23 protein-coding genes are annotated in these 21,812 nt (G+C 52.8%); 12 read left to right on the top strand and 11 right to left on the bottom strand.

From position 1 onward, the window contains the following. The first annotated feature begins 15 nt into the window (after positions 1–15). The 4 genes from uxaC to NNN71_RS11190 all read left to right on the top strand — a co-directional run bounded on the left by uxaC (position 16) and on the right by NNN71_RS11190 (position 5,259). Positions 16–1,422, top strand: coding sequence for a glucuronate isomerase (gene uxaC / locus NNN71_RS11205; RefSeq protein ID WP_271458510.1), 1,407 nt, complete (start codon positions 16–18; stop codon positions 1,420–1,422). Between the two features lie 26 nt (positions 1,423–1,448). Beyond that, positions 1,449–2,990: an MFS transporter gene (locus NNN71_RS11200; RefSeq protein ID WP_271458508.1), complete on the top strand. Its 1,542-nt coding sequence runs from the start codon at positions 1,449–1,451 to the stop codon at positions 2,988–2,990. 168 nt (positions 2,991–3,158) lie between these two features. Then, a complete protein-coding gene (locus tag NNN71_RS11195; protein WP_163446414.1) occupies positions 3,159–4,619 on the top strand; it encodes a mannitol dehydrogenase family protein in 1,461 nt (486 codons plus the stop codon). A gap of 211 nt (positions 4,620–4,830) precedes the next feature. Beyond that, the gene (locus tag NNN71_RS11190) at positions 4,831–5,259 is read left to right on the top strand and encodes a universal stress protein (protein WP_271458507.1); all 429 of its coding nucleotides are present in this window, start codon (positions 4,831–4,833) and stop codon (positions 5,257–5,259) included. Between the two features lie 32 nt (positions 5,260–5,291). Here the strand turns inward: NNN71_RS11190 and NNN71_RS11185 are convergent, their stop codons facing one another. Continuing rightward, a complete protein-coding gene (locus NNN71_RS11185; RefSeq protein WP_271458506.1) occupies positions 5,292–5,978 on the bottom strand; it encodes a GntR family transcriptional regulator in 687 nt (228 codons plus the stop codon). Between the two features lie 92 nt (positions 5,979–6,070). Continuing rightward, positions 6,071–6,820, bottom strand: coding sequence for a bifunctional NADP-dependent 3-hydroxy acid dehydrogenase/3-hydroxypropionate dehydrogenase YdfG (gene ydfG / locus NNN71_RS11180; protein ID WP_163446411.1), 750 nt, complete (start codon positions 6,818–6,820; stop codon positions 6,071–6,073). A gap of 300 nt (positions 6,821–7,120) precedes the next feature. Between ydfG and dcp the strand changes: the two genes are divergently transcribed. Both dcp and NNN71_RS11170 read left to right on the top strand, forming a co-directional pair. After that, positions 7,121–9,166 (top strand): peptidyl-dipeptidase Dcp, encoded by a 2,046-nt coding sequence (dcp, locus tag NNN71_RS11175; protein WP_271458505.1) that lies wholly within the window; start codon positions 7,121–7,123, stop codon positions 9,164–9,166. A 353-nt stretch (positions 9,167–9,519) separates the two neighbouring features. Then, positions 9,520–9,690, top strand: coding sequence for a hypothetical protein (locus tag NNN71_RS11170; protein ID WP_163446409.1), 171 nt, complete (start codon positions 9,520–9,522; stop codon positions 9,688–9,690). Positions 9,691–9,850: 160 nt separating this feature from the next. Here NNN71_RS11170 and mgtS read toward each other — a convergent pair whose 3' ends face one another. Together mgtS and ftrA are read right to left on the bottom strand one after the other, a co-directional pair. Beyond that, positions 9,851–9,934 (bottom strand): protein MgtS, encoded by an 84-nt coding sequence (gene mgtS, locus NNN71_RS11165; RefSeq protein WP_442910513.1) that lies wholly within the window; start codon positions 9,932–9,934, stop codon positions 9,851–9,853. Between the two features lie 94 nt (positions 9,935–10,028). After that, complete coding sequence (ftrA, locus tag NNN71_RS11160; protein WP_271458504.1) at positions 10,029–11,018, bottom strand: transcriptional regulator FtrA; 990 nt, start codon at positions 11,016–11,018, stop codon at positions 10,029–10,031. 85 nt (positions 11,019–11,103) lie between these two features. Between ftrA and NNN71_RS11155 the strand changes: the two genes are divergently transcribed. Both NNN71_RS11155 and NNN71_RS11150 read left to right on the top strand, forming a co-directional pair. Then, positions 11,104–11,502 (top strand): rhodanese-like domain-containing protein, encoded by a 399-nt coding sequence (locus tag NNN71_RS11155; RefSeq protein WP_163446516.1) that lies wholly within the window; start codon positions 11,104–11,106, stop codon positions 11,500–11,502. Between the two features lie 152 nt (positions 11,503–11,654). Beyond that, on the top strand, positions 11,655–12,761 hold the full coding sequence (locus NNN71_RS11150; RefSeq protein ID WP_163446406.1) for a cobalamin-independent methionine synthase II family protein: 1,107 nt from the start codon (positions 11,655–11,657) through the stop codon (positions 12,759–12,761). A 37-nt stretch (positions 12,762–12,798) separates the two neighbouring features. Here the strand turns inward: NNN71_RS11150 and ydeE are convergent, their stop codons facing one another. Next, positions 12,799–13,989, bottom strand: a complete 1,191-nt coding sequence (ydeE, locus tag NNN71_RS11145) for an efflux MFS transporter YdeE (RefSeq protein WP_271458503.1) — start codon at positions 13,987–13,989, stop codon at positions 12,799–12,801. A gap of 196 nt (positions 13,990–14,185) precedes the next feature. On the opposite strand from ydeE, the gene eamA reads away from it, so the two are divergent. Further along, positions 14,186–15,088, top strand: coding sequence for an O-acetylserine/cysteine exporter (gene eamA, locus NNN71_RS11140; protein ID WP_167575794.1), 903 nt, complete (start codon positions 14,186–14,188; stop codon positions 15,086–15,088). Positions 15,089–15,120: 32 nt separating this feature from the next. On the opposite strand, the gene marB is transcribed toward eamA, so the two are convergent. Genes marB through marR form a run of 3 tightly spaced genes read right to left on the bottom strand, consistent with a single transcriptional unit; the run spans position 15,121 to position 16,202 of the window. Then, on the bottom strand, positions 15,121–15,333 hold the full coding sequence (marB, locus tag NNN71_RS11135) for a multiple antibiotic resistance protein MarB (protein ID WP_163446403.1): 213 nt from the start codon (positions 15,331–15,333) through the stop codon (positions 15,121–15,123). Positions 15,334–15,363: 30 nt separating this feature from the next. Further along, positions 15,364–15,747 carry an MDR efflux pump AcrAB transcriptional activator MarA gene (gene marA, locus NNN71_RS11130; RefSeq protein ID WP_163446402.1) on the bottom strand — a complete coding sequence of 128 codons (384 nt, stop codon included), beginning with the start codon at positions 15,745–15,747 and terminating at the stop codon, positions 15,364–15,366. 20 nt (positions 15,748–15,767) lie between these two features. After that, complete coding sequence (gene marR, locus NNN71_RS11125; RefSeq protein ID WP_064545351.1) at positions 15,768–16,202, bottom strand: multiple antibiotic resistance transcriptional regulator MarR; 435 nt, start codon at positions 16,200–16,202, stop codon at positions 15,768–15,770. Positions 16,203–16,431: 229 nt separating this feature from the next. Here marR and NNN71_RS11120 point away from each other — a divergent pair, with 229 nt between their 5' ends. Then, positions 16,432–17,100: a MarC family NAAT transporter gene (locus tag NNN71_RS11120; RefSeq protein WP_065358073.1), complete on the top strand. Its 669-nt coding sequence runs from the start codon at positions 16,432–16,434 to the stop codon at positions 17,098–17,100. 42 nt (positions 17,101–17,142) lie between these two features. On the opposite strand, the gene NNN71_RS11115 is transcribed toward NNN71_RS11120, so the two are convergent. After that, on the bottom strand, positions 17,143–18,342 hold the full coding sequence (locus NNN71_RS11115) for a sugar transporter (protein ID WP_271458502.1): 1,200 nt from the start codon (positions 18,340–18,342) through the stop codon (positions 17,143–17,145). A gap of 200 nt (positions 18,343–18,542) precedes the next feature. Here NNN71_RS11115 and NNN71_RS11110 point away from each other — a divergent pair, with 200 nt between their 5' ends. Further along, positions 18,543–19,331 carry a PhzF family phenazine biosynthesis protein gene (locus NNN71_RS11110; RefSeq protein ID WP_167575796.1) on the top strand — a complete coding sequence of 263 codons (789 nt, stop codon included), beginning with the start codon at positions 18,543–18,545 and terminating at the stop codon, positions 19,329–19,331. A 40-nt stretch (positions 19,332–19,371) separates the two neighbouring features. Here the strand turns inward: NNN71_RS11110 and NNN71_RS11105 are convergent, their stop codons facing one another. Further along, positions 19,372–20,316, bottom strand: coding sequence for an L-lactate dehydrogenase (locus tag NNN71_RS11105; protein ID WP_163446399.1), 945 nt, complete (start codon positions 20,314–20,316; stop codon positions 19,372–19,374). 151 nt (positions 20,317–20,467) lie between these two features. On the opposite strand from NNN71_RS11105, the gene NNN71_RS11100 reads away from it, so the two are divergent. After that, the gene (locus NNN71_RS11100; RefSeq protein ID WP_271458501.1) at positions 20,468–20,947 is read left to right on the top strand and encodes a GNAT family N-acetyltransferase; all 480 of its coding nucleotides are present in this window, start codon (positions 20,468–20,470) and stop codon (positions 20,945–20,947) included. Here NNN71_RS11100 and ptrR read toward each other — a convergent pair. Then, on the bottom strand, positions 20,919–21,779 hold the full coding sequence (gene ptrR / locus NNN71_RS11095) for a putrescine utilization regulator PtrR (RefSeq protein ID WP_223802652.1): 861 nt from the start codon (positions 21,777–21,779) through the stop codon (positions 20,919–20,921). The genes NNN71_RS11100 and ptrR overlap by 29 nt on opposite strands. Positions 21,780–21,812 lie beyond the last annotated feature (33 nt).

Raw genomic sequence — 21,812 nt, 5'->3', positions numbered from 1 at the left:
AACAAGAGAAATAACATGGNCTTCATTAACGATCGTTTTATGATCGATAGTGAAGTCGGTGTTCGGTTATATAAAGATGTAGCTGCACAATTACCGATCATCGACTATCACTGTCACCTTGATGCAAAAGAAATCTACGAAAATAAAAACTTTGATAATATCACTCAACTGTGGCTAGCTGGCGATCATTATAAATGGCGTGCAATGCGGGCAAATGGTATTGCCGAGAAATATATTACCGGTGATGCTTCGGCGGAGGAAAAATTTAAAGCGTATGCGGAAACAGTTGAAGCTGCTTTTGGCAATCCACTGTATCACTGGACGCATTTAGAACTGAGTCAATACTTTTCCTGTAATGAAATGCTGGGTAGCGATAACTGGCAGGATATTATGCGGCATTGTAATAGCATGATTTCAAGCGAGGAGTTTAAACCCCGTAGCTTAATTACGCGCTCTAATGTCGAAGTTATTTGCACCACCGATGCGCCGCTGGATTCGCTGGAATATCATCGGTTGTTGCAGCAGGACCCGAGCTTTACCACCAAAGTGCTGCCAACTTTCCGACCGGACGATATTTTTGCCGAGGACGCCAGCGAATTCGCCCTCTTTATCGACAAACTGGCGCAGGTGACAGCGTGTGATATTGGCAGCTTCAGCGATTTCACCACGGCGATGGCTCAGCGTATTGAGGTGTTCCATGAAGTGGGTTGCCGAATCTCAGACCATGGGCCTGTTAGCGTCGAGTATCAGCCCGCTGATGCAGCACGTGTGAATGCGTTGTTTATTCAGAAACGCAACGGTATGGGGTTGAATGAAGAGGAAACCGCGCAGCTTAATAGCGCGATGTTCGTGATGTTGGGGCAGGAGTACAAAAAACGCGACTGGGCCATGCAAATTCATTTTGGCGCTATCCGTAATAACAACAGCATCATGCGCGAGAAGCTGGGGATTAATACCGGTTTTGATTCTATTACCGACCAGAGCAATCTTGCCGCCGGATTAAATCGCCTGCTCAATGCGATGGCGCAAAATAATGGCCTACCCAAGACCATTCTTTATAATCTGAACGCCAGCTATAACGATATTGTGGCGACAACTATCGCTAATTTTCAGTCTGGCGAAGACGGCGTGAAATCGCCCATGCAATTTGGCTCTGGCTGGTGGTTTAACGATACGCGGCGTGGCATGGAGAATCAGCTTAATAGTCTCGCAGATCAGGGGTTATTAATGCATTTTGTCGGCATGCTGACGGATTCACGTAGCCTGGTATCTTATCCTCGTCACGATTATTTCCGTCGTATTCTGTGTAACTTAATTGGTGGTTGGGTTGACCGTGGTGAAGTTCCTGATAATAAGAGGATCTTAACGCGGATGGTTAAAAACATTTGTCACGATAACGCAGTTAATTATTTCAGATTTTAACGTCCTTCCTTACATGAGGGTAGAACATGTCTCGTACTAATAGAAAAATAACAATCCCTGTCAGTATTGGCTATGGCTTAACAGATATTATGGGAGGCGGTGCGTTTACCGTTATTGGCGCCTGGCTCTTATTCTTTTACACGACGTTCGTCGGCTTATCGCCGGTTGAGGCAGCGTCCATCGTCGCCATTGCCCGTATTGTTGATGCTGTGGTGAGTCTGTTTATGGGCAGCTTTACCGATCACTTCTATAAAAACCCGCTGGGCAAGCGTTTTGGACGCCGTCGTTTCTTCCTGCTGGTCGGTGCGCCGCTGATGCTGGTGTATATCCTGCTATGGGTAACCGGAATGAACTTCTGGTTCTATCTGGCGGTATACCTGGCGTTCGAAATCATTGCGGCGGTTGTGCTGATCCCATGGGAAACGCTGCCGTCAGAAATGACCAAGGATTTTAACTCCCGTACCAAGCTATCAACCTGCCGTATGTTCCTTTCGGCCTCAGGCACCTTCCTGGCGACCTTTATTCCGGGTTTATTAATCAGTTATTTTGGCGAACACGATCCGCACGCCTACTTTATCAATGGCGTCGTTTTTGCCGTGTTGTTCATGGTCTGCGTGTTTATTTCCTGGAAAGTAACCTGGGAGCGCGAGCTGACGCCAGAGATGTTGGCGGAGCTGGAACGCGATCGTCGATCACGCTCTTTTGCTGAAAAAATTAGCGCCGTTGGCGGTCTGTTTAAAGAGTATTTTTCAACCTTAAAAGTACGCGCCTTCAGAAAACATCTGGCTATCTATCTGTTCTCTTTTACGGCGAAAGATGTCTATAACACGGTGTTTGTCTTCTTCTGCGTGTACTGTCTGAATGTCTCGCCATCACTGTCCGGCACGCTGTTGTCGATGAGTATCGTCGGTTTGCCGGTCACGCTGCTGGCGGGGGTGGCCATCATCAAGTTTGGCCCATCTCGTCTGTACGTTTTCGCCTATACGCTGATGATGCTGTGCCTGGTGGGACTGTTCATGGTTTACCAGTTCCCAACCGACAATAAAGTCACCATTCTGGTGGTGCTGGCCGCATTGTACCAGGTCGGACGTTGCGTACTGGAATTTACGCCGTGGAACGTATTCCCGTTTATCCCGGATATTGATGAGATGATCACTCGTCAGCGTCGCGAAGGCCTGTTTGCCGCAGTGATGACCTTCTCCCGTAAAACGACGGTGGCGATCGCAACCTTTATTGTGGGCGTGATGCTGCAGGAAGGGGGCTTTGTGAAGGGTAGCCAGGTTCAGCCTGAGAGCGCGGTGAATACCATTGCGATGCTGCTGTTCATTGGTACCGCAGGTCTGCTGCTGATTGCATTGTGGCAGGCGGTGACTTTCCGTCTCAACAAACGCACGCACAAAATCTTTGTTGATGAAGTTGAGCGCCTGAAAGCGAAGGGGGCGAAACAAGATGTCACGCCGGAGACGCGTCATATTGTCGAAGATCTGACCGGGTACTCTTATGACGATCTGTGGAATGAACCGCAGCAAGTCGACAAAAAACTGAGCCGACCGGCACAGGTGAACTAACGTCCAGCCGTGACAGCATAGGTAAGAGCGCCGACTTTGCTTATGCTGTCACACAACTTAAAAATCATGTCATACCAATCGCCAATATATTAATGCAAATCAAAATCTCCTCAGATGAACTCGTTAATCTAGTATGGCAATCAACATTCTCTACAGTGAGTCAAAAAGATGCAGAATACGCTATTAACCGCTAAGGCAACTCTCCCGACCTACGATCGCAGCAAACTGGTGCCACGTATTGTGCACCTGGGCTTTGGTGCATTCCACCGCGCCCATCAGGCTGTATACGCCGATATCCTCGCCTCAGAACACGGCAGCGATTGGGGTTATACCGAAGTTAACCTGATCGGCGGTGAGCAGCAGATTGCCGACCTGAATCATCAGGACAATTTATACACCGTGGCGGAGATGTCCGCGGATGCATGGACTGCCCGCGTGGTAGGCGTTGTCAAAGAAGCGCTGCATGCGCAGGTCGATGGTCTGGAAACCGTGCTGGCAAAAATGTGCGAGCCGCAGGTGGCGATTGTCTCTTTGACTATCACCGAAAAAGGCTATTGCCACTCTCCGGCAACCGGACAACTGATGCTCGATCATCCTTTCATCGTGGCCGACCTGCAAAACCCGCATCAGCCGAAATCTGCGCCGGGCGTGGTGGTGGAGGCGCTGGCGCGTCGTAAAGCGGCGGGGCTGCCGGCATTCAGCGTGATGTCCTGTGACAACATGCCGGAAAACGGTCACGTCATGCGTAACGTCGTTTGCGCCTATGCGCGCGCCGTCGACGCCGAGCTGGCCGATTGGATCGAAGCACATGTGACGTTCCCGTCCACCATGGTTGACCGTATTGTTCCGGCCGTGACTCCAGAAACACTGGACAAAATTGAGCAACTGACCGGTGTTCGCGATCCGGCTGGCGTGGCGTGCGAACCGTTCCGTCAGTGGGTTATTGAAGATAACTTCGTCGCAGGCCGTCCGGCGTGGGAAAAAGCAGGCGCCGAACTGGTGAGCGACGTTATTCCGTTCGAAGAAATGAAACTGCGCATGCTGAACGGCAGCCACTCTTTCCTGGCTTATCTGGGCTACCTGGCGGGCTATCAGCACATTAACGACTGCATGGGCGACGACAACTACCGTCGTGCTGCGCACGACCTGATGCTGAAAGAGCAGGCGCCGACGCTGAAAGTACAGAACGTTGACCTGGCGCGTTATGCCGACCTGCTGATTGAACGCTATACCAACCCGGCGCTGCGCCACCGTACCTGGCAGATCGCGATGGACGGCAGTCAGAAACTGCCTCAGCGTATGCTGGATTCCGTGCGCTGGCACCTGGCGGATAACAGCAGCTTCAAGCTGCTGGCGCTGGGCGTCGCGGGCTGGATGCGCTATGTCGGCGGCGTAGATGAGCAGGGCAATGCCATCGAAGTGTGCGACCCGCTGCTGCCGGTGATTCAGGCTGCGGTACAGCAGAGCGAAGAGGGCGAGTCTCGCGTGAAAGCGCTGCTGGCTATCGAAGCGATCTTCGGTAAAGATCTGCCGCTACAAGGCCAGTTTGTTGATCAGGTGACCAATGCTTACCTGTCACTGCTGAGTAAAGGCGCGAAAGCGACCGTTGCTGAGTTTGCCGCGCTGTAATGAGTCTATTATGCCGCCAGCAATGGCGGCATCTCACTTTTCTTCCCCGCATGACACTTCTTTAAGTTAATTCAAGTCAGTTGAAATAATGGACGATTATTTTCACGCTGAAACTATCAGTTTTGTGAATTAATGCTATATCAATAGGCATAAATATGGCATGGTTATTGCGAAACAAAAAATGGATCCTCTGGAATAAGGAGCTCGGGCTATGTATAAAAAAATTCTCATGCCTGTAGATATTTTTGAAATGGATTTAAGTGATAAGGCTATTCGTCATGCGGTATATCTGGCGGGGGAGTCTGGCGAAATTACGCTGCTGAACGTACTACCAAACAGCAATCGTTCTATTTTGCGCGGTTTTGCTTCGGATATTAAAAAATTCGAAGAATTTATGCAGTCAGAATCGGCAAACAAAATGAAGAATCTGCGGCGGCTATTTGATATGCCCGCAGAGCGCATACACACTGAAGTGCGCTTTGGTAATATTCGCGATGAGGTACTCGCGTTAAGTAAGACGGGTGAGTACGACGTGATTGTGATTGGTTCCCGTCAGCGCGGGATCACAACCCATCTGCTGGGGTCGAACGCGGAATCTATTCTACGTTACGCCAACATTCCGACGATGGTTATCCGATAAAAAAAGGGCCTTCAATTTGAAGGCCCTTCTTCTTAATCTTCGCTAAACCAATCGCGGTTTTCCTGGCGAATGAGCAATACGGATTCACTGATTTCCTGCAGATGCGCAGTCATCGCTTTTTCTACCGTATCGGCATCACGTTTTTCAAGCGCATTGAATATTTCATGATGCTGTTGCAGCAGCATTTCCGGTGAGGAGACATGATCGAGGCTCATATAACGCACCCGGTCAATTGCCGCTTTAATATTCTCGATGGTATCCCACGCAAGCTGGCAATCCGCAATATTTGACAGCAGCTGGTGAAATTCATCATCCAACAGGAAGAAGTCGTTTAGCTGTTGGCGATCAATCGCAATACGCTGCTGATGCAAATTTTGTTCTAGCTGATAGATCTGGGCATCGGTGATCATTGTTGCCGCTCGGCGTGCTACCGCGCATTCGATGGCCTGACGTACAAAACAGCCGTTGCGAACCTGCGAAAGGGAGATCTTATTGACGTAACTGCCGCGCTGAGGGCGAATCTGGATAAGTCCGTTTTCGGCCAGTTTAATAAAGGCCTCACGTACCGGCTGGCGGGAAACGTCAAAGCGAAGAGAGACTTCCTTTTCCGAAAGCGGCGTGCCCGGCGGAATAAGACAGTGAACGATATCGCGACGCAGAATGCGATAAATCTGTTGATTGACGGGCTGTGTTGGGTTCAGTTGTGTTTCGGCGGCCATTGAGTCGTTCTTATCAGCTGATTAAGCTGTTATTTTACGCTTTTTTTGCCGCCGCGCCCAGACCCGACCGAGGGTCGGGCTGGGATAAAATGTTAACTTCCGCGATGAACGCTAAGTCCTGCGTAGGTCTGGCTGACCGGCATCATCTCAACGGTATTGATGTTGACGTGTTTCGGCAGCGTCGCGACCCACCATACGGCTTCGGTAACATCTTCTGGCGTCAGCGCGTTGGCATTTTCGTAGGTTTTACCTGCTTTTGCGTCGTCACCCTTGAAACGAACGTTGGAGAACTCGGTGCCGCCGACCAGACCCGGCTCAATATCCGTTACGCGAACGGCCGTACCGTGCAGGTCGGTACGCAGGTTCAGGCTAAACTGACGTACGAAAGCTTTCGTTGCGCCGTAGACGTTGCCACCCGCATAGGGCCAACTGCCCGCGGTTGAACCGATATTGATAATGTGGCCACGATTGCGTTCTACCATACCCGGCAGCACGGCGCGGGTCATGTACACCAGCCCTTTGTTGTTGGTATCGATCATATCTTCCCAATCTTCCACGCTGGCGCGATGCGCGGGTTCCAGACCCAGCGCCAGCCCGGCGTTGTTGACCAGGATATCAATTTCGCGCCATTCGGCTGGCAGGTTGGCGATCGTTTCTTCAATAGCTGCGCGGTTGCGCACGTCCAGCTGTACGGTCAGGATGCTGTCGCCTAACTCATCTTTCAGCGCTTTCAAACGTTCGTTACGACGGCCAGTGGCAATAACTTTGTGCCCGTTGGCAATAAAACGGCGAGTGATGCTTTCGCCAAAACCTGCCGTTGCTCCGGTTACCAGTACGATCATTTCTCTGTTCCTTCAACGCTTAAGTGTTGCATTACGATAGCAGAACGAAAAGTGCATAACTATCCTGGCGGATTGATGTTTTGGAATAAATAGAAAAACAGTTTTAGATTTTTTAATGGGATATGAAATCTCGCTGTTATCTAACCTACATTTGAGGGAGGCTGCGCTTGTGGAACAAACGCGCAATTGCGATGGAGGCTCTCAGTGCCCAATCCTTTTGCCTTCTGAAGATATAATCGAGCAGCGCGGCCTCAATTTGTTTATTCTGCCAGAGTTAACCGTTTTCTTCAGGAGCATGACATGTCGGCTATGAATCCCTTTTTCGCCAGCAGCACTTTACCTTATCAGGCGCCGCCGTTTGATGTGATTAAAGACGAGCATTATCGTCCGGCCTTTGACGAAGCGCTAAAACGCAAACGCCAGGACATCGCCGACATTGCCTGCAATCCTGCCGAGGCGACTTTCGAAAACACCTTTATTGCGCTGGAAAAAAGCGGTGAAATGCTTTCGCGCGTGACGGCTGTTTTCTTTGCGATGGCCGCATCAAATAGTAATGATGAGATTCAGCGCCTTGATGAGGCGTTCTCGGCAGAGCTTGCCGGGCTGGCAAACGATATTTATCTTAATGACGCGCTATTCAAGCGGGTTCAGACGGTCTGGGAAAAGCGAGAAACGCTGGACCTGGACAGCGAGTCCTGTCGACTCATCGAGGTGATTTATCATCGCTTTATTCTTGCCGGGGCGATGCTTGGCTCACAAGAAAAGACCGAACTGAAAACGTTGAATACCGAAGCGGCGACGTTAAGCAGCCAGTTTCATCAGTGCCTGCTGGGAGCGGCAAAAAATGGCGGGCTGGTTGTTGATAATGAGGCCGACCTGGCTGGTCTGAGTGATGATGAAGTCGCGTCGGCCGCAACCGCTGCTGCGGAGCGCGGTCTGGCGGGCAGTTGGCTGATACCGCTTGTCAACACGACACAGCAGCCTGCATTGGCCTCATTGCGTTCACGTGAAACCCGGGAAAAATTGTTTAAAGCGGCATGGCAACGTAACCAGCGCGGAGATGCCAACGATACGCGTGAGCGTATTCTCAAACTGGTGGCAATCCGCGCCAGACAGGCCGAACTCCTGGGGTATGCCGATTACGCGAGCTGGAGCATGGCCGACCAGATGGCGAAAACGCCAAAAGCTGCGTTTGATTTTATGCGTGAAATTACGCCTGCGGCACGGGCCAGAGCGGAACGCGAGCTGGCGGATATCCAGGCGCTGATCGACAACTGCTCATCATCGTTCACTGCCCAGGCCTGGGACTGGCTTTATTATTCCGAACAGGTTCGTCGTGAAAAATATGCGATCGACGAAGCACAGATTAAACCCTGGTTCGCGCTGGAGCGCGTACTGGTTGACGGCGTGTTCTGGTCGGCCAGTCAGCTGTTTGGTATCCGCTTTGTTGAGCGTTTTGACCTGCCGGTTTATCACCCTGATGTACGCGTGTGGGAAATATTTGATGCTGATGGTGAAGGCATGGCGCTGTTCTACGGCGATTTCTTTGCGCGCGATAGCAAGAGCGGCGGGGCATGGATGGACAATTTTGTGCCGCAATCCACCCTGTTGGGTACCCGTCCGGTTATCTATAACGTATGCAACTACCCGAAACCTGCCGCCGGCAAAAGCGCACTAATATCCTGGGATGACGTGATCACGCTGTTCCATGAGTTTGGCCATGCGCTACACGGATTATTTGCGAAACAGCGCTATGCGACGTTATCTGGTACAAATACGCCACGCGATTTTGTCGAGTTCCCATCGCAGATTAATGAACATTGGGCCAGTCATCCCGACGTATTCGCCCACTATGCGCGTCATCATGAAAGCGGTGAGCCGATGCCGGATGCGCTGCGTGAAAGTCTGTTCCGCGCGTCGAGCTTTAATAAAGGTTACGATATGACTGAACTGCTCAGCGCCGCGTTATTGGATATGAACTGGCATAGTTTATCCGCCAGTGCCTTGCCGAAGAATGTGGATGAGTTTGAGGCCGAGACGCTCCATCGCGAAAATATCGATCTCATCGCTGTACCGCCGCGTTATCGCAGCAGCTACTTCTCACATATTTTTGGCGGCGGTTATGCTGCCGGATATTACGCCTATTTGTGGACACAAATGCTGGCTGACGACGGTTACCAGTGGTTTGTTGAACGCGGTGGTTTAAATCGTGAAAACGGGCAGCGATTCCGCGATGCGATTTTATCCCGGGGTAATAGTAGCGATTTAGAAAAATTGTACCGCGACTGGCGTGGGCACGATCCGTTAATTTCGCCGATGCTTAAAAACCGTGGCTTGAGTGACTAAACCAGGTGTTAAGGGCATGCCTGTCGTCATTTTTTACGCGTAGGGCCATGCTGAAAAATATAAAAAGAACCCGCACACAGGGCTGGCGGGTTAAGTATCACAATAAGATAGAGTATTCTGACTATCCTCCCGTTCAGGGAGGATAGTCGATGAGATTTTACGGCACCGTAGTCGTTTCGCAACCTGACATTTTCGGTAGGGTATTATTGTTTAAGGGGGTTAAGTGCGCTGGCTCACAGGCTCTTTACAAATACGTGCAGTTGTTGAAGAAACTCGCCATTCAACTTGCTAATATTGCTGCGTAAATCGTTGAGTTAATGGATTTAATATCGACAATCTGCCCGGAGGCACGAATGAAAAAATCCCAGCGTAAAACGCGTCGCGAGTCCATCTGGTCCACCCGTCCTGAGCATCAGGACCTACAGGAATCACGTTCCGGCAGATTGTGGGCTGGCCGTCAGGCCGGCTGTCAGAGTAAAAAGGCGTGGAAAAATTATGGCTTAAACAATGCACTCGCCGTTTAGCTTTAGTTGAATAACGCAGTGGTAGGATTATTTTACAGCAACGGTTTCCTAATCAAGGAGAGCGGGTAACCGGAGAAGTAAAAATCTATCCATGCAAGCATTTATACCGCCAGTCATTCTGGCGGTTTTTTTTATCTATTAAACCAGTGCCTGATGTCGGTTAGTCATTCCATTTTCCGCTTAAATAGGCTGTGAGAAAACCGGAAAGCAGAATGAGTCCCACGGCAACCAGAAACACTTGCATATTATCCAGCATGACGACCTCCTCTTTAACGATTTCACTAGCAACATCTATTAGCGTACTCTCTTAAACTTAGACTAACGCCCTCATTTGTGAATTAATTATTTGTTGCGGTAAATCTTTTTCGATAGGCCAGCGGGCTGATTGCAAAATGTTGCTGAAAGCGCAGACGGAGATTTTTGGCATTACCAAATCCGGTGATTTCCGCGACCTTTTCTACGCTGTCTCTGCCGGTAGTCAAATGGTGTTGAGCCTGCAACAAACGCTCGTCAAGCAGCCAGCGGGCTGGGGTTTTCCCGGTTGCGTCCTGGAAACGGCGCAGGAATGTGCGTTCGCTCATACCGACTTTGTCAGCCAGCGAACGCACGCTATGGCTCTCCGCCAGGTGCTGGTGGAGAAAATCAAATAACATCCCTAAGCGCTGACTTTCGCGGGAGCGGGCGACGGGCCGGGTAATTTGTTGCTTTTGCGCGCCGTCGCGGTGTGGCTGGATGACCAGTCGTCGAGCAACCCGGTTGGCGGCCTCCAGCCCAAAATCAAGCCTGACAACGTGTAAGCAGAGATCGATGCCAGCGGCGCTGCCGGCAGAAGTCAGTACGTTCCCCTCGGCGATATAAAGTACGTCATCCACAACGTTAATTGCCGGGTAGCGTTGCTGGAGTAGCGTGGTATAACGCCAGTGGGTCGTGGCACGTTGACCATCAAGCAGGCCAGCCGCCGCCAGGACAAACACGCCGGAACAGATAGATAACACCCGGCATCCGCGCCGATGCGCCTGCTTTAGCGCCAGGCTCAACGCTTCCGGCACCGGGCTATCCACACCGCGCCAGCCAGGGACGATAATGGTATCGGCTTCTTCAAGCAGGCTCAGATCGCCATCGGCCATCACGCGAACGCCGCCGGTAGCGCGCAGGGCACCTTCATCGACGGCAGCAACGGCAAAGCGATACCAGCTTTCACCCATTTCAGGCCGGGGCAGGCCAAACACCTCTACCGCCACGCCAAATTCAAAGGTACAGAGCCCGTCGTAGGCTAGCGTCACCACCAGGGGGGCGCGTATTGTCATATTCTGGCTGTTTTCTGTCATTTCTGTGGGCAGTTCTCTTATCGGGAGCCTGTTTATACTCATCGCATCGTTACCATAGTGGTAATACCTGACGGGAGAGTCAATGATGAGTTACGTTACCGAATTTCCGGCGGCCAGCGCGGCTGACGCCGCAGCCCATTTTCGCCAGCGTCTGGGTTTTGAAACTGACTGCGCCGACGTGCACGCCGCCCTGCAGGAGCCAGAAGTGGATTTTGTCCTGCTCCATGTGGTTGGCAGCGCCGGGACGTTTGCCCGACGCCATTTACCCGGCGCGATCCATCTTCGCCATGCTGAGATGAGCGCTGAACGCATGCAGGAATGGCCGCAAGAGACCTTATTTGTGGTCTACTGCGCCGGTCCACACTGCAATGGCGCTGACCGCGCGGCATTAAAGCTGGCGACGCTGGGCCGACCGGTGAAAATTATGCTTGGCGGTATCACCGGCTGGGAAGATGAAGGTTTTGCCTTTAGCCAGGGATCGTGAATTTTTTTCATCTATCATGAATTATTCTCGTTTGCTTGTGGTGCACACGGATGACACTATCTGGACATATAGCCATCCAGAAGGCTAAAAAGTTCAAATAATAAATTATCACTCCGGGTAACCAGTTTGCCCGAGTGAATAAGGAGAATCGCATGCCACATCAACACGCCCCGTACCGCGCCGATATTGTCGGCAGTTTTTTACGCCCGCTGGCCATCAAACAGGCGCGCCAGCAGCTGGCTGACGGTGAAATTACCGCGCAGCAGCTGCGTGCCGTTGAAGATGCTGAGATTCGTCGCGTGGTGCAGCATCAGTGCGACTGTGGCCTGCATGTGGTGACCGATGGCGAATTCCGCCGCGCCTGGTGGCACTTCGATTTCTTCGACGGTTTGCAGGGCGTGGAGCGCTATGACTCAGATAAAGGTATTCAGTTTAACGGCGTACAGACTCGCGCTCACGGCATTCGCGTGACCGGTAAACTTGGTTTCGGCGACCATCCAATGCTGGAGGATTTCCGTTTCCTGAAAAGCATCAGCGGCGACGCAACGCCAAAAATGACCATTCCAAGTCCGAGCGTGTTGCATTTTCGTGGGGGCCGTAAGGATATTGATGCGACCGTATACCCGGATCTGGCTGATTATTTCAACGATCTGGCCGACACGTGGCGTGATGCTATCCGCGCCTTCTACGATGCTGGCTGCCGTTATCTGCAGCTGGATGACACCGTTTGGGCCTATCTGTGCTCGGAGGACCAGCGTCGTCAGGTTCGTGAGCGGGGCGATGATCCGGATCAACTGGCGGCGATCTATGCCGACGTGCTGAACCGCGCGCTGGAAGGTAAACCGGACGATCTGATTATCGGTCTGCACGTGTGCCGCGGTAATTTCCGCTCCACGTGGATTTCTGAAGGCGGTTATGAGCCGGTGGCGGAAATTTTGTTTGGCCGCGTCAACGTCGATGCGTTCTTCCTTGAGTACGACAACGACCGTTCCGGCGACTTCGCGCCGCTGCGCTTTATTCGTCCTGGTCATCAGAAAGCCGTCCTGGGGTTGATTACCACCAAGAACGGCGAGCTGGAAAACCCGGAAGGCGTGAAAGCGCGCGTTCAGGAAGCGGCACACTACGTTGCGCTGGAACAGATTTGTCTCAGCCCGCAGTGCGGTTTTGCTTCGACCGAAGAGGGCAACAGCCTGAGCGAGCAGCAGCAGTGGGACAAGGTCCGCCTGGTGACGGGCGTCGCGGCCGACATTTGGTCATAACGATCTCTTCCCGGGGCCGAAGTGGCCCCGGATAACCCTACGCCGCGCTGACGGTGGTGCCCCAGGTACTGGCCTTAATTCCACGGAAAATCAACAGCCACGCCAGCACAATGGTGACCATCATGATGGGGAATAGCATGACTGGCGGGAAATGGGTCAGGATCTGCCCGGTCAGTAGTGGGTTAAGAGCAGCGCCTAACCAACCCAGCGCCTGAGCGGAAAAATAGCTGGCTTTCATACCCGGTGGAGCGATGTTATCGATCAACATGTATTCACCCGGTGCGTAGATGACTTCTCCCAGGGTGAAAACGGCTGCCGCCAGCCCCCAGAACCACAGGTTGTCGCCAGAAAACATAAACCCTGTCAGACCTATCACATAGCAAACGGTACCAAAGGTCATTAATGGTCGCAGATTATTGGCAGTGAGCTTGCGACCAATCGCGTACTGTAGTGTGACGACCACGGCGGCGTTCACCGGCAAAATCACGGCCACGACCTTTTCAGCAAAGTTACTGTCGCCAACTGCCAGCACGTACTGAGAGAGGCAGGAGGCAAAAGAACCGCCAACGAAGGACGCCAGCAGGCCCGAGAGCGTGAACCACAGCAGCGCCCGGTCGCGCAGCAATACTGACGGTGACCAGGCGATGGGCGTTTCCGCGATTTCCGTTGGTCTCAGACGTTCAACGTAGCGCTGGATAAACAGCAGCGGGAAGGCCGCGCATATCGCTGCCAGCCAGAAAGGCAGGTTAATACTTTGCATGACCAGCAGCGTTCCAATCGGCGGACCGATAGTCCAGCCAATATTCAGAAACGTGTAGTTAAGCGAAAAAACCTTCGCTTTGGTTGTCGGCGCGAGGGTATCGGAGAAATAGGCTTTCAGTACGGTGGAAAACACCGAGTACGAGCAGTTGATCAGCGAGAAGAAAAAAACCACCAGCACCACGCTATGGACCAGCGGAATGGCGACAAAACCGCAGATAAAAAAGGTGACGGCAATCAGCATGTAGCGTTTTTTATCAAATTTATCGGCCAGAATCCCGAAGCCGAGGCTGAACATGACGCCAACCACCAGCGCAATGGACATGGCATAACCGATGGTATCTACCGTCATGGCGTACTGACGCGTGAGATAAATGGTCATAAAGGGAAGTGTGGCACCGCGTCCGATAGTTAACAGTAACGACGATGCCAGTAGCGCGATCGTAGATCGTCTGGTCGTTGGTTTCATTTTCCTGCCTGATAGATGTCGTTGTATTGTTTTTTGTTATCTCTTTCACAAATATCATGCCATAAGCAGCTTGTATAGCCGTGGTCGTGTTGGGGAGTGCGATTTTGAACTGCCAAAAATAATGATCTATTCCTCGTCTGAATTTTTCGTTACTTTGGTTAGGTTTACATAAATTTAAAAAACGTTGGGGCGAGGCATGACGCGTAAAGATGGGCTACTGGCGCTGTTGGTGGTTGTGGTTTGGGGGCTGAACTTTGTGGTGATCAAAGTCGGCCTGCACGGTATGCCGCCGCTGCTGTTAGCGGGGCTACGCTTTTTATTTGTCGCTTTCCCGGCGCTATTCTTCGTTCCACGTCCGCGGGTTCCGCTACCGCTGCTGCTTGGCTACGCGCTCACCATCAGTTTTGGCCAGTTTGCCTTTCTGTTTTGTGCCATCAACTTCGGCATGCCGGCTGGGCTGGCCTCGCTGGTGCTTCAGGCGCAGGCTTTCTTTACCATCATTCTTGGTGCCTTCGCCTTTGGTGAGCGACTGCAGCGTAAACAGCTGGTGGGGATTTCGCTGGCGGTGTTTGGCGTGCTGGTGCTGATTGAAACCAGTATGAGCGGGCAACACGTTAAGCTGCTGGGCTTTATGCTGACGCTGGCGGCGGCGCTGTGCTGGGCCTGCGGTAATATCTTTAATAAGAAAATCCTGCACCATGATTCGAAACCCGGGGTGATGTCGTTGGTGGTATGGAGTGCGTTGATTCCCATTCTGCCGTTTATGCTGAGCTCGTGGATTTTCGAGGGTCCGCAGTTGATGACCCAAAGCCTGATTCACATCGACCTGACGACCATACTGTCGCTGGCATATCTCTCGTTTATTGCCAGCATTGTGGGTTATGGCATCTGGGGTTCGCTGCTTGGCCGTTATGAAACCTGGCGCGTGGCGCCACTGTCACTGTTGGTGCCGGTGGTGGGGCTCGCCAGTGCAGCGTTGTTGCTGGATGAAACGTTGTCGGCAATGCAGTTGATTGGTGCGCTGTTGATTATGGCCGGACTGTTTATTAACGTCTTTGGTCTACGTTTGCCAGGGATGCGGCGGGCGGTGAAGGGCTAAAAAAAGCCCCGCGATAGCGGGGCAATGAATGTTTAGCGATTATTTTCATTGTAATAAGGTACACCCAGCTCATCAGATTTATCGCTACCGGCACCCATATGATTGAAATCAAACGGTGACTGGCTGCTGGCGGACGGCATCAGCATGGTGTCGTGCGCGGTTCTGTGGGCCGGAAGTTGCTCCGCGTAGCTCTGAGTTGAGGCCATCGCTAGCAGGGCGAAGGCAACGGAAGCGAACAGTTTCATTATTTCCTCGATACGTCTTATTGCAGGCGATTAACAAACACAGTGATTAATAGGGTGGAGATAGCGAGACTCTCCGTGCATATTGGTGACGCGGTACTTGTGCGGCGGCACGTCGAAATAGTTTTTAAACGTTCGCGTCAACGTCTGCTGAGATTCAAAACCGTAGCGTTCGGCCAGATACAGAATCGGCTCATTACCTTCTTTTAATTTCTGGGCGATTTCCGTCAGCTTACGGGTGCGAATGTACTGACCTAATGAATGACCGGTCTCTTTTTTAAACATCCGCTGCAGGTGCCATTTGGAGTAACCAGAACGTTCTGACACTTTTTCAAGCGACAGCGGCGATTCCAGGTTCTCTTCGATCCAGTCCAAAATGCTATGAATAGTAATAGCGTCAGTGTTACGTCTGGACATCGTCTTACCTCTTCTTCTGTTTACGGCAATATTTTTTTAAGCAGAAGCTCGAGTGTTGCTACTTCATTTGCCGTTAAGTTTTTTGTTAATTCCTGGTGCAGGTTTTGCCCAACGAGCAGATGGCATTGTTCACAAATGGCTGCGCCTTCCGGCGTCAACTGAATCAATACACCCCGCTTGTCGCTTGGATTGGGTAACCGGGCTATCCAGCCCCGACACAGCAAACGGTCAAGCATGCGGGTGAGCGCGCCCAGATCCACCGACAAGGTTTTTTTCAATTCCACGGGGGTGATACTGCCTTTACAACGAATAGAGCACAGCACTCTAAACTGTGAGGCGGTAATGTCTTCTGGCGATAAATGCTCGTTGAGTAAGCGATCTTTCTTTTGGTTAACCAGGTGAATCAAATGCCCAAGTGGAATCATTTCATTGAAGAGATCGCTTGTGCTGTTCACAATGGTTGCCCTGGCAAGTACTTTAGTTGCGATGGATATTATTTCTCACGCAACCATAAGTCAACTGAATGGGTCGAGCGATGCCACGAATTGCTAAAACGCTTCAGGAAGGCCTAAATAGGATATCCTGTAAAGGAGCACCCCGTAGCAAGAGATGCTGTACAAAAGGGCGGCGACCTGGCGTACAGACCGATTTTTTCCGTAAAACAGACAGGATTTTTAAACGCTTATGAAGGAACTCTTTCAGGCAATTGGGCTGGGTCTGGTGGTGTTGCTACCGCTGGCTAACCCGCTAACCACCGTCGCGCTGTTCCTCGGCCTTTCGGGGAATATGAACAGCGCGGAGCGTAACCGACAGTCGCTGATGGCTTCCGTTTACGTTTTCGCCATCATGATGGTGGCCTACTATGCGGGCCAGGTGGTGATGAATACATTCGGGATATCAATACCTGGCCTTCGTATCGCCGGCGGGCTGATTGTCGCTTTTATTGGTTTTCGCATGCTGTTCCCGCAGCAGAAGGCGCATGACTCACCGGAAGCGCGCAGTAAGTCCGAAGAGCTTCAGGAAGAGCCGACCGCCAATATCGCCTTTGTGCCGCTGGCGATGCCCAGCACCGCGGGCCCAGGTACCATTGCGATGATCATCAGCTCGGCTTCAACGGTGAAGCATGGCGTCAACTTCCCGGAGTGGGTGGTACTGGTCGCGCCGCCGATTATCTTCGCGCTGGTGGGGGTGATTTTATGGGGCTGCCTGCGTAGTTCAGGCGCCATTATGCGTCTGGTGGGCAAGGGCGGCATCGAGGCGATTTCCCGTCTGATGGGCTTCCTGCTGGTGTGCATGGGGGTGCAGTTTATTATTAACGGCGTGCTGGAAATTATTAAAACCTATCCCGCGTAATAGCAGTCAGGCCGGGACTCACTCTCGGCCTGATCTCGCGTGTTAATGCTGATGAGCCTGTTCTTCTAACGATGCCGTTGGCCAACGGCGGAAAATGACCACCGCCCAGATAAACGCCGCCAGCGCAGGCACGGCGCCCACATAGCCGATAGATGACATCGATAAATGGGTGCTAATCTGGCTGCCCAGCAGGGCGCCAGCCCCAATCCCGATATTGAAAATACCAGAGAATAACGACATCGCCACGTCAGTGGCATCCGGTGCCAGCGCCAGAACCTTCACCTGCATACCCAGGCCAATCACCATAATGGCGATTCCCCAGAAGATGCTTAGTACGGCCAGATGTGTCGCATCCTGTGCCGCAGGTAACAGCAGCAGCAGACAAACGAGCAGCAAGCCAATCGCACTGCTGATGAGCCCGGATGCATGCAGGTTCCCCAATTTGCCAAACAGCACACTACCGATAATTCCCGCACCGCCAAGAATCAGCAGCAGCACAGTGGCAAAGTTGCCGCTCAGTCCGGCCACGGTCTGGACAAAGGGTTCAATATAGCTGTAAGCGGTGTAGTGGGCGGTGACCACCACGACGGTCAGCAGGTAGATGCTCATTAGCGCCGGACGGCGGAACAGCACCGGCAGGCTTTTCAGGGAACCGGAATGTTCGGTTGGTAACCGCGGCAGCAGCTTAATCAAGGCCAGCAGCGTTATCAGCGCCCCGACGCCGATGGCGAAGAAGGTGGTGCGCCAGCCGAAGTACTGGCCGACGATGCGGCCGATCGGGATGCCGAAAACCATCGCCAGCGCCGTGCCGGTGGCAATCAGGCTCAGCGCCTGAGCGCGTTTTCCTGCGGGCGCCATACGAATAGCCAGAGAGGCGGTAATCGACCAGAACACCGCGTGGGCGAAGGCGATGCCGATGCGGCTGGCGACCAGCACCGTGAAGTTCCACGCCAGGAACGAGAGCACATGGCTGGCAATAAACAGGACAAAGAGCCCGATCAGCAGCTTGCGGCGCTCCATCTGGCTGGTGAGCAGCATAAACGGCAACGACATGACCGCCACGACCCACGCGTAGATGGTCAACATAATGCCGACCTCGGCGGTTTGCATGCCAAAGCTGTCGGCGATATCTGACAGCAGGCCAACCGGAACGAACTCAGTAGTATTGAAAATAAAGGCCGCGACAGCCAGCGTGACTACCCGAAGCCACGCGATCCGACGAGAGACGGCGTTTGTTGTCATAGATAATGCACCGGGGGCGTTAGATAAATGAAGAGACGTGGGATCTTAAAGCTATTATTGCTGCAAACACAATCATTATGTGATTCAGATCTCATTTTAAGTTTGAGTGACAGTGTCACCGATTGCAGAAAAAAGGGTCTTGTCGTTGTTAAGATTTTGTGTCAGTTTGCGATAACGTGGAGATAATGCAGAGGAAAAATATGCACGAGATTGATTTTTTTATGGTTGATGCCTTTAGCGACCGAGCCTTTGGGGGCAATGCGGCGGCAGTCTGTCTGCTGGAATCATGGCCAGCAGATGACCTGCTGCTTAAAATGGCGCAACAACATAATCAGTCGGAAACCGCGTTTATTGTGAAACAGCCAGGTGGCTTTGCGTTGCGCTGGTTTACCACGCGTCATGAAGTTAACCTTTGCGGTCACGGCACGCTGGCCAGCGCCCATGTGGTGTTTAACTATCTCGACTATCCGGATGAGCGAGTTCATTTTGAGACGCTATCTGGTCGTTTAACCGTGACCCGTCGCGGTGAATGGTTGACGCTGGATTTCCCCATCAGTGTGACCGAAGAAGCGCTGCCGCCAGAAGAGATGCTGCGTGCGCTCGGGATAGGCGAGTATCGCCACGCGCGTAAAGGCCGCGCATGGGTGATTGAACTGGAGAATCGGCAACAGGTTGAAGCACTGCAACCGGATATCGGCGCGATGATACCGGGAGAACATAAAGTCTCGGTGACGGCGAAAGGCGACGGCGAATACGATTTTGTCAGCCGATTCTTCTCGCCAGGCGAAGCGGTCTGGGAAGATCCGGTGACTGGCTCGGCGCACACGATGTTGATTCCTTACTGGGGTGAAAAGTTGGGGAAAACGCAGATGTTGGCGCGTCAGGTATCCGCCCGTGGCGGCGATGTACGCTGCGAGTGGCGGGGAGAACGGGTCTTCATGAGCGGGAAGGCGAGAACCTATTTGCAGGGTAAGGTGTTTCTGGATTAACCCGGCGTCGCTGTGCTCAGCCGGGTGGACTGACTCAGAACTAGGGTAATAGCGCAATATTCGCTTTAATCACCTCAACCGACCGGGCGAACTTTTCCTGTTCGTCCGCTTCCAGCTGAAGCTCAATAACTTGCTGAACGCCGCTTTGCGCCAGCACGGCAGGCACACCGATAGCGACGCCGTTCACGCCATATTCGCCATCAAGAATGCAGGAGATGGCCAGCGCACGATGGCTACCGGTGAAGACATTGCGACAGATCTCGGCAATGGTTCCCGCAATACCGTACTCGGTACAGCCTTTACCGGCGTAGATCTCAAAACCCAGCTTGCGTACGCTGTCGGCCATCGCCTGGCGGTCAAGTTCGCGGCCGGTACGGTGCCGATAAACCTGTTCGATTGGCGAGCCATAGACTGAAGAGTGCGACCAGACCGGAAACTGGCTGTCGCCGTGCTCGCCGAGAATAAAGGCGTCAATGCTTTGCGCACCGATATCCAGATCCTGCGCCAGTTTGCGGCGAAGACGCGTGGTATCCAGCCACACGCCGGTGCCGATGACCTGACTGCGAGGGAGGCCGGATAGCTGCCAGACTTGCCAGGTAATAATATCGCACGGGTTAGTGGCGATCAGAAAGATGCCGTTGAAGCCGCCTGCCATCATCTGCGGCACGATACTGTGGACGATTTTGGCCGTGCTTTTTAACTCATCCAGACGTGTTTGACCCGGCTTTAATGCCCCGCCGGACACCGTGATCACGGCGATATCCACATCGGCGCAGTCGCTGGCATCGCGACAGGTAATGGTCATCATGCCGGGCATATAGGCGGCGGCATCGCTAAGATCCTGAGCATGCGCTTCTGCGCGGGTCTTGTTCAGGTCGACCAGGATAAGTTCTTCGCAAATATTCTGATTCAGTAGCGCATAAGCAGCTGACGCGCCAACGTTACCGGCGCCGATGATCATGACTTTACGGGCTTTCGTGTTCATGGTTATTCCATTACATGGGCAAACGACAGGGGATAAAGCTACTCGTTAACAAGTGGTTAGCGCAATACCCGGCCGACAATATAAGTTAATGCTATGAGACGACATGAGGGTGAATGATAGAGTGGGGTGATAAAATAAACAGGAGCCTGCCATGTACACGATCGCTATCACTTCCCCCGCCGACCCGGATGTCAGCGCGTTGATTCACGAGCTGGATAAATATCAGAGCACGCTCTATCCGGCAGAAAGTAACCACCTGATTGACCTTGCGGCGCTGCCGGAAAACCAGATTATCGTCATGCTGATTCGCCAGGGGGAAACCGCTGTCGGCTGCGGCGCCATCGTATTAGCAGACGACGGCTGCGGTGAAATGAAACGGGTATTTATCGATCCGACGCACCGAGGCCAGCGGCTCGGGGAAAAACTCCTGACAGCGCTGGAGACGGTGGCACTGCAACGCGGTTGCACCACGTTGCAGCTGGAAACCGGAATTCATCAGCATGCGGCAATTAACCTGTACACGCGCAGTGGCTATCAAATTTGCGCGGCGTTTGCGCCGTATCAACCGGATCCGCTCAGCGTATTTATGACGAAGCCGTTGGTCACGCAGGTTCATCAAGCAGCGCAATAAACGCTTCCAGTTGGCGGCTCATCGCGCCGCGCCGCCACACCAGCCAGGTCGTTAGCCAGCGCCATTTCTCGGCCAGCGGCCATGCGGAGACCTGCTGATGCCCGGGCATACTTTCCAGCATGCTACGCGGCATTAATGCCAACCCGGCGCCGGCGATCACGCAGGCCAGCATGCCGTGATAAGACTCCATTTCGTGAATACGCCCTGGCGTGGCCTGATCGCTATGAAACCAGCTCTCAAAATGACGACGATAGGAACAGTTAGCGCGAAACGCGTAAATGCTGGTGCCGTTGACCTCACTGGCGCGGGTAATCGGGGGATGGCCGTGGGCGGCGACAATCATCATCTCTTCCTGATAGACCGGCATACCGTCGAGGCCAGGATGCATCACCGGACCATCGACAAAAGCGGCGCTCAGTGTACCTTCCAGTACGCCGTCGATCATGGTACCGGATGGGCCGGTGGCCAGATCAAACTGGATCCGCGGGTAGCGGCGGTTATAGGACGCCAGCGTCTGCGGAATGCGCACGGCGGCGGTGCTTTCCAGCGCACCGAGTGCAAACAGCCCTTGAGGCTCATCGCCAGCGACAACCATTCTGGCCTCATCGACCAGCGCGAGAATTTGCTGACTGTAGCGCAGAAAGCTGTGCCCCGCTGGCGACAGGCGCAGACGCTGGTTCTCACGAATGAATAAATCAACGCCAAGGTCGGCTTCCAGCTGGCGAATGCGAGTGGTCAGATTAGACGGCACGCGGTGCACCTTCTGCGCGGCGTGAGTAATGCTGCCGGTTTGGGCGACGGCGTTAAACATCTCCAGTTGAGTTAAATCCATGGCTTTCTCATATCGTGAATGGTTCGGTTAATA

The organism is Kluyvera sp. Awk 3, from assembly GCF_028069715.1.
Classification (GTDB): Bacteria; Pseudomonadota; Gammaproteobacteria; order Enterobacterales; family Enterobacteriaceae; genus Kluyvera; species Kluyvera georgiana_A.
The sequence above is the reverse complement of the archived record's forward strand: the minus strand, read 5'-3'. Positions and strand labels throughout refer to the sequence as shown.

Coding starts and splice junctions, on each gene's coding strand:
- NNN71_RS11195 (WP_163446414.1), top strand. CDS start 3,159: ATGCAGAATACGCTATTAACCGCTAAGGCAACTCTCCCGACCTACGAT.
- NNN71_RS11110 (WP_167575796.1), top strand. CDS start 18,543: ATGCACGAGATTGATTTTTTTATGGTTGATGCCTTTAGCGACCGAGCC.
- NNN71_RS11185 (WP_271458506.1), bottom strand. CDS start 5,978: ATGGCCGCCGAAACACAACTGAACCCAACACAGCCCGTCAATCAACAG.
- NNN71_RS11100 (WP_271458501.1), top strand. CDS start 20,468: ATGTACACGATCGCTATCACTTCCCCCGCCGACCCGGATGTCAGCGCG.
- mgtS (WP_442910513.1), bottom strand. CDS start 9,934: ATGCAAGTGTTTCTGGTTGCCGTGGGACTCATTCTGCTTTCCGGTTTT.
- NNN71_RS11120 (WP_065358073.1), top strand. CDS start 16,432: ATGAAGGAACTCTTTCAGGCAATTGGGCTGGGTCTGGTGGTGTTGCTA.
- dcp (WP_271458505.1), top strand. CDS start 7,121: ATGTCGGCTATGAATCCCTTTTTCGCCAGCAGCACTTTACCTTATCAG.
- NNN71_RS11150 (WP_163446406.1), top strand. CDS start 11,655: ATGCCACATCAACACGCCCCGTACCGCGCCGATATTGTCGGCAGTTTT.
- eamA (WP_167575794.1), top strand. CDS start 14,186: ATGACGCGTAAAGATGGGCTACTGGCGCTGTTGGTGGTTGTGGTTTGG.
- ydeE (WP_271458503.1), bottom strand. CDS start 13,989: ATGAAACCAACGACCAGACGATCTACGATCGCGCTACTGGCATCGTCG.
- NNN71_RS11190 (WP_271458507.1), top strand. CDS start 4,831: ATGTATAAAAAAATTCTCATGCCTGTAGATATTTTTGAAATGGATTTA.
- NNN71_RS11155 (WP_163446516.1), top strand. CDS start 11,104: ATGAGTTACGTTACCGAATTTCCGGCGGCCAGCGCGGCTGACGCCGCA.
- ydfG (WP_163446411.1), bottom strand. CDS start 6,820: ATGATCGTACTGGTAACCGGAGCAACGGCAGGTTTTGGCGAAAGCATC.
- NNN71_RS11170 (WP_163446409.1), top strand. CDS start 9,520: ATGAAAAAATCCCAGCGTAAAACGCGTCGCGAGTCCATCTGGTCCACC.
- marB (WP_163446403.1), bottom strand. CDS start 15,333: ATGAAACTGTTCGCTTCCGTTGCCTTCGCCCTGCTAGCGATGGCCTCA.
- NNN71_RS11105 (WP_163446399.1), bottom strand. CDS start 20,316: ATGAACACGAAAGCCCGTAAAGTCATGATCATCGGCGCCGGTAACGTT.
- ftrA (WP_271458504.1), bottom strand. CDS start 11,018: ATGACAGAAAACAGCCAGAATATGACAATACGCGCCCCCCTGGTGGTG.
- NNN71_RS11200 (WP_271458508.1), top strand. CDS start 1,449: ATGTCTCGTACTAATAGAAAAATAACAATCCCTGTCAGTATTGGCTAT.
- marA (WP_163446402.1), bottom strand. CDS start 15,747: ATGTCCAGACGTAACACTGACGCTATTACTATTCATAGCATTTTGGAC.
- NNN71_RS11115 (WP_271458502.1), bottom strand. CDS start 18,342: ATGACAACAAACGCCGTCTCTCGTCGGATCGCGTGGCTTCGGGTAGTC.
- ptrR (WP_223802652.1), bottom strand. CDS start 21,779: ATGGATTTAACTCAACTGGAGATGTTTAACGCCGTCGCCCAAACCGGC.